The sequence below is a fragment of the uncultured Amaricoccus sp. genome (assembly GCF_937891315.1).
Classification (GTDB): domain Bacteria; phylum Pseudomonadota; class Alphaproteobacteria; order Rhodobacterales; family Rhodobacteraceae; genus Amaricoccus.
The window spans coordinates 1-5782 of sequence record NZ_CALAGI010000136.1 but is presented as its reverse complement, the minus strand read 5'-3'; the positions used below and the strand labels follow the sequence as shown (position 1 = coordinate 5782).

Annotated in this window: 6 protein-coding genes; all 6 read right to left on the bottom strand. The window is 67.4% G+C overall.

Annotated features, from left to right (window positions below; all coding sequences use genetic code 11):
* Positions 1 to 115: 115 nt before the first annotated feature.
* Positions 116 to 733 (bottom strand): T6SS immunity protein Tdi1 domain-containing protein, encoded by a 618-nt coding sequence (locus Q0480_RS12870; RefSeq protein ID WP_299133508.1) that lies wholly within the window; start codon positions 731 to 733, stop codon positions 116 to 118.
* Complete coding sequence (locus Q0480_RS12865; protein WP_299133507.1) at positions 733 to 1944, bottom strand: RHS repeat-associated core domain-containing protein; 1212 nt, start codon at positions 1942 to 1944, stop codon at positions 733 to 735. Before Q0480_RS12865 ends, Q0480_RS12870 begins: the two co-directional genes overlap by 1 nt.
* 530 nt (positions 1945 to 2474) lie before the next feature.
* Complete coding sequence (locus Q0480_RS12860) at positions 2475 to 3113, bottom strand: calcium-binding protein (protein ID WP_299133506.1); 639 nt, start codon at positions 3111 to 3113, stop codon at positions 2475 to 2477.
* Positions 3114 to 3225: 112 nt separating this feature from the next.
* Positions 3226 to 4575, bottom strand: coding sequence for a HAMP domain-containing sensor histidine kinase (locus tag Q0480_RS12855; protein WP_299133505.1), 1350 nt, complete (start codon positions 4573 to 4575; stop codon positions 3226 to 3228).
* Complete coding sequence (locus Q0480_RS12850) at positions 4572 to 5237, bottom strand: response regulator transcription factor (protein ID WP_299133503.1); 666 nt, start codon at positions 5235 to 5237, stop codon at positions 4572 to 4574. The genes Q0480_RS12855 and Q0480_RS12850 overlap by 4 nt, the downstream gene beginning before the upstream one ends.
* Before the next feature lies 1 nt (position 5238).
* Complete coding sequence (locus tag Q0480_RS12845) at positions 5239 to 5547, bottom strand: PepSY domain-containing protein (RefSeq protein WP_299133501.1); 309 nt, start codon at positions 5545 to 5547, stop codon at positions 5239 to 5241.
* Positions 5548 to 5782: the final 235 nt, after the last annotated feature.

Sequence of the window (5782 nt, the reverse complement as noted above, 5' to 3'; positions counted from 1 at the left end):
TTCTCAGCCCGCGATTCCAGTCGTCCGCGGATGAGGGATCGGGGTCACGTCAGAGCAGGTCAACGTCGCATCGACAAGTGTCTCATTCGAAAAACGGATCGTATCCGTTCAGCTGTCAGTCCATTCTGACTCTCACAGGTGTTCCCTCGGGAAGCCCCTTTGTCTTTCGGATGAGCTGGCCAACGATGTGCCAATAAACGTCCAGATTGGACACCTCCAAGTTTTCGACCTCATCGCTACCGCCAAGGAAGAGGGGCTTTTTGTAGCCGATGCACTGGTCGTAGTTTGGCACCAAGCCTCCGCTCGTACGCCACTTTTTATAGAAGCTGATCGCCAGCGCCGCTTCCCCAAATTCCAGGAGACCGGAGTCATGGAAGGAGACTAGATTCGCCGGTATCTCAAGCGCCTCGCCGGTGCCGGGCTCGAACATCACGACACCGTTTCGCCCATCCTCCAACCTCCCGGAGTCGATTGCGAAAGTAGTTCCAAGCCAGTCAAAACCGAAGCAGGTGAGCGTGCCCTCGAACTCGGGAAAAGCCAAGCCGACGCGCTCCTGCCACTCATCCAACTCCGCCGGATGAATGACCCGGTACAGGCCATCTTGAAAGGAAGCGCCGCCAAACTTAGTGAAAAACTCGCGCAGCTCGGGGATATCCGGCCTGAGGATTTCGACGCCCTGCGCGCGCTCACTTTGCGGATCGCGGCGGAAGTTTCGCTGAAAGCTTTCGAACATTAGCGGTGCTTTATCGTCACTTGGTTGATCCTTGTACCCGCTGGTAAATTTTTGATCTGCTGCTGAATTTGGGCCCCAAGACTCCGGTTTACGCTAGAGTCGAGCGTCCACATATTCCTCACGGTATCCGATCCGCCAAGCTGCAAATCAACCATGTGATCGACGTCGCTTCCCGCGAGGACATCGCCATCAGCTCTCTTGAACATGGATCTAGCGGAAGTGCTGCCGCGCGTTGTTTGAAACACGACGGTATCCGCATCGTTCAGAATCTGAGCCTTGGCGGCAGCCTCGGCCTGCTGAGCAGGCGACCAACCAGCCTTATATTTCAGCGCCAGATCAACGCTTCCGCTCTCTACAGCTCCTGGCACAACGGTCGCAGGCCGCGCGAGAGGCCCTGCGACATTACCTACGGCTTTGACGATTTGATCGGAGGCGCCTGATATCGCGCCATTGACAGCGGTGGACTGCGTAGCAACATCTAGGGCAGCGCGCTCGGCACGAATTGCGACTCCCGCGCCGCCCGGCACGCCTGGGATCGCAGCGGCGAGAACGTCGACGCCAATGCCAACCGCGTCGACCGCCGCCTGCCCCCAATTTCCCTCTCTGATATTATTGGCGAAGGATTCGATTCCCACAGCGGCGCTGAATGCATCCCAAGCCGTTTCGATATACTGCCCGCCCGGATCGCTCAGATTGACTGGGCTGTTCCCCGCATATGCGTATCGGTTGGTTCCGACGCCCGGGTCGGTGACCTCGAGCCAGTCGGGGGAGACGAAGAGGCTGAGCTCGGGGTCGTAGTAGCGCGCGTTGAGATATTGCAGCTCCGGGGCGGCGTCGTAGCGCTCGCCGACGAAGCCCCTGGTCTCGGCGGGGATGGTGCCGGCGACGACGGTGCGCGCCTCGCCGAACGGCTGGTACGTCGCATGCTCGCCGTCGGCGCCGGCGGCGTCGGTGACGAGCTGGATCGAGCCGACCTGGTCGCGCCGCGGATAGGCCGCCTGGCCGCCGCTGAGCCGGACCTCGGGCTGGGGATAGGTGAGCAGCGTCTCGCTCCCCGAGCCATAGTTCCGCACCTCGATCGGCCCGACCGTCACCGTCGTGGAGCCCCCGACCGTCCGTTTCAGCCGCGCCCCGTCGGCGCCGTAGACGTAAGTCGTCGTGACCCCGCCGAGCCGCGCGGTCTTCGCCCGGTTCTCGGCGTCCCAGGTCATCACCTTGGCGTGCGACCGGTCGGCGCGGCGCTGCCCGGCGGCGGGCTTGCGCTTGGGGCGCTGCACAAGGTGGGCGGTGGGGGAAACGGCGCGATCGACGGTGCCGCGGCGGCGCTATTCACCGCCGGCACGGCCGCGCGCACCAGGGACAAGGTGCTGCGGTGCGTCGTCCGACAGACCTGTTCGCGCCGGCGCTCGCCCAGGCGGGGCTTGCTCCCGCCCGGGTGGTTTACGTCGAGGCCGCCACGAAAAATCGGTGCTCGCCTGTCTGGCGCTGACCCTGGGCCGCCGGCCCAATGACCAGATGCGGCTGCACGAGCTATCCAATCTCGCGGCCCAGGCCCCGGGGGGCCACCGTGGTAAACAACGACGTGCTGTTCCATGTCCGGAGTGGCACATCCCGCAGGACGTGGTGACCCGCATCCGCCATGGCATCTCGATCTAGCCGGGGCAGGCCGTGGTCGCACATCTGATTGGCCTCGGGTGTGTAGACGTTGCCGTCCGCCGCGCGACGGATGGACGGCGGCTGTCTAAAGGATGAAGTCGGACGCGTCGAAGTCGGCGAGTCGGGCGTCCCGGATCGTCACCTCGGTGCCCGAGCCGAGGTCGAACACGACAACGTCTCCGTCCTGGCGCCCGCGCGCGAGGACCTGGGCGATGGAAGAGAAGCCAAGGTCGTCGTCGAGGGAGATTCGATCCGAGCCATCGACGAAGTCCGCGACAATGTCCGAGCCGTCGCGCTCGTCGAACTCGAAGACGTCCGCTCCCGTTCCACCGAAGAGCAGGTCGTCGCCGGACCCGCCGTCGAGCGTGTCGCGCCCTCGCCCGCCGGAAAGCCGGTCGTTTCCGGAGCCACCGTCGAGCTCGTCATTGCCCGCCCCGCCGAACAGGCTGTCGCGTCCCGACCCGCCGTCGATCTCGTCATCGCCGTTGCCGCCGGCGAGCCGGTCGTTCCCGCCGTCGCCATCGATCTCGTCGTCGCCGTCGCCGCCGCTCACGCGGTCGTTGCCCAAGCCACCCCCGATCTCATCGTCGCCGGCGTGACCATAGAGCCGATCGTCGCCGGCGCGGCCCGAGATCTCGTCATGCCCGCCGAACCCGAGGATGAGGTCCGCTTCGAGGGTTCCCGTGAGTTCGTCGCCGCGCGAGGTTCCCCTGATCGTTGCCATTGTCCGTGTCTCCCGTTTGATCGATGTCCGAGCCTCGCCAGATTGGCGCGCTACCGTCCCTTCATGACCGATACAGGCTGACGTCGGTCTGACGCGCTCCGTCAGGGAAATGTCAGCGAGGCGCCGCCGGCAGCGTCAGACGGGCTTCGAGACCCTCGGCGCCGGGGTTGAGTCGCAGGTCGCCGCCCGCGGCGACGGCGATCTCGGTTGCGATCGCGAGGCCGAGGCCGTTGCCCGGACCGGCGGAATCGAGTCGTCCGCCCCGAGCAACAAGCTCGTCGAGATGATTTAACGGAATGCCCGGCCCGTCGTCGCGAATGCTCAGCGTCAAGTGACCCGCGTCCGCGGTGAGCATCACCGTCACCGTCTCCGCGGCATGGCGCGCCGCGTTCTCGAGCAGCGCTCCCAGTGCCTCGGCCAAGTCGTCCGGGTCGACCCGCGCGCGCAGGTCGCGCGGCGCGTCGATCCGCCACGCCACGCGGGCCCCGTCCGGCGTGCGGCGCAGAACCGAGACCAGCCGGTCGAGAACCGCCGCCGGACCGGTCGACACATGCCGGCCCGCCGGGGCCATCCGGGCGCGGGCCAATTCGCGGTCCACGTGGCGGCTCATGGCGCGGGCGACCTCGTCGAGGCCTTCGGCGGCCTCGATCTCCCCCCGGTCACGCAACCGGTCCGCCTCGCCCATGAGGGCCTGCAGCGGAGTCTTCAGCCCATGAGCGAGATCGCCCGCGCGGACCCGGGCGCGGGCGATCTCCGTTTCGCGCGCATCGATCAGCGCGTCCACCTCGGCTGCGAGGGGCAGCAGCTCCTCGGGAAAGTCGGCGCCCAACCTCGCGGCGGACCCGGAGCGCACGGCGGAGACCCGCGCCCCCACGGCGGCGAGGGGGCGCAGGCCGATGACAAGCTGTGCCCAACCGGCGGCGATCAGCACGGCGCCGAGCAGCCCCAAATAGGGGACGAGGTCGCGGACAAAGGCGCGCGCGGCGCCGCGCAGCTCGGCGCGGTCCATGGCGACGGCGGTGCGCGCGACCTGTCCGCCGAGGCGCGCCGGAAGGGCGACGCGGCGCTCCAGCACCAGCAGATCCTCGCCCTGGGGTCCACTGGCGAAGGTTTCACGCGCGACGCCGTCGAGCGGCGGCTGCCCCGCGGGATCAAGCCGACCATCCCAGAGGGACCGGGAGCGGAGCAGATCCCCTTCCACCTCCGCCTGCCAGTAGAGCCCCGACAAGGGCTCGGTGAACCGCGGGTCCGTTGGGGAAGCCGCGAGGGTCAGGCGGCCATCCGGCCCGCGCTCAAGTCCGGCGGCCAGCTGGTCGAGGTCCGTCGAGAGCTCGGCCACGGCGCGGCGCTGCACGTGACGCTCGAAAAGGACATCAAGGCCGGCGGCGGCGATGACCAGCGCGGCCAGCACGGCGGCGCCGCCGGCGGCGACCAGGCGCAGGCGAATGGAGTGCCGCCTCACGGTTCAGTTTTTTCAAGGAAATAGCCGAAACCGCGCCGCGTTCCGATCACGCCGCAGCCGAGCTTGCGCCGCAGCCGGGTGATCAGCGCCTCGAGGGCATTGGCCTCGCGGGCATCGTCGTCGCCATGCAGGTGCTCGAGGAGCTCGGTGGTGGGCACCACACGCTCACCATGCAGCGCAAGATACGCGAGCAGCCGGTATTCGAGCGGCGAGAGGGTCAGGGGAAGGCCGCGGAGGGTGGCGGACATGCGGTTCACGTCGATCGACAGAGCGCCCGCCAGAAGGGTAGAACTGCCGTGTCCCGCCGCGCGCCGCACGAGGCTCCGGGCCCGCGCGACCAGTTCCTCCATGTGGAATGGCTTCGGCAGATAGTCGTCCGCGCCGGCGTCGATGCCTTCGACCCGCTCCGCCCAGGCGCCGCGCGCCGTCAGGACCAGCACCGGCATGCGGCGACCGTTCGCCCGCCACCGCTTGAGGACCGCGAGGCCGTCCATGCGCGGCAGACCGAGGTCGAGCACGATGAGGTCGAAGTCCTCGGTGTCGCCGATGAACCAGGCTTCCTCGCCGTCGCCCGCGGTCTGGACGAGAAAGCCCGCCGCGCCGAGCGCCGCGACGAGATCCCGCTGGATTCGCGCGTCGTCCTCAACCGCCAAAGCCCGCATTTCAGTCGTCCTCTTCCTCGCCCACGGACAGGAGAGTGCCGGTGGCCGCGTCTACGATGGCCTCGATCATGCGGCCGTCGCCGGTCAACATATCGAACTCGTAGAGGTAACGGCCATCCTCCAGCTCAAAGTCGACTTCGATGACACGCGCGCCGGTGTCGCGCTCGACCTTCTCGAGGATCGCGGCGAGCGGTAACACATCGCCCCGTTCGAGGGCGGCGCGCGCGCTTTCGTAGTCACCGACGTCGGCGCGGATCGGTATCGGGGCCGTCAGGCAGAGCAGCGCAAAAACGAACGGCTTGTTGACCATGGCCCGTTTTCGCACCTTCGCGCTGACATTTCGCTGACGTCGTAGCCCAGATGCCCGCGACCCCGTCAGCGGCCGGGCGAATGGCCCGAATGTCCGTTGCCGTTTTGCCCGGCCGGCTCGGTTACGCTTCAACGTTGGGGCGGCCAACCGCGATCCCCTCATCTCAGGGGGCATTTTCAGGGTGCGGGTCACCCACGCCGGCGTCGAGGTGGCCCTCCATCGGCGTAGCGCGGGC

Excerpts from the sequence above, each read along its gene's own strand:
- Q0480_RS12870 (WP_299133508.1), bottom strand. The coding sequence starts at position 733 with ATGTTCGAAAGCTTTCAGCGAAACTTCCGCCGCGATCCGCAAAGTGAG.
- Q0480_RS12865 (WP_299133507.1), bottom strand. The coding sequence starts at position 1,944 with ATGACCTGGGACGCCGAGAACCGGGCGAAGACCGCGCGGCTCGGCGGG.
- Q0480_RS12860 (WP_299133506.1), bottom strand. The coding sequence starts at position 3,113 with ATGGCAACGATCAGGGGAACCTCGCGCGGCGACGAACTCACGGGAACC.
- Q0480_RS12850 (WP_299133503.1), bottom strand. The coding sequence starts at position 5,237 with ATGCGGGCTTTGGCGGTTGAGGACGACGCGCGAATCCAGCGGGATCTC.
- Q0480_RS12845 (WP_299133501.1), bottom strand. The coding sequence starts at position 5,547 with ATGGTCAACAAGCCGTTCGTTTTTGCGCTGCTCTGCCTGACGGCCCCG.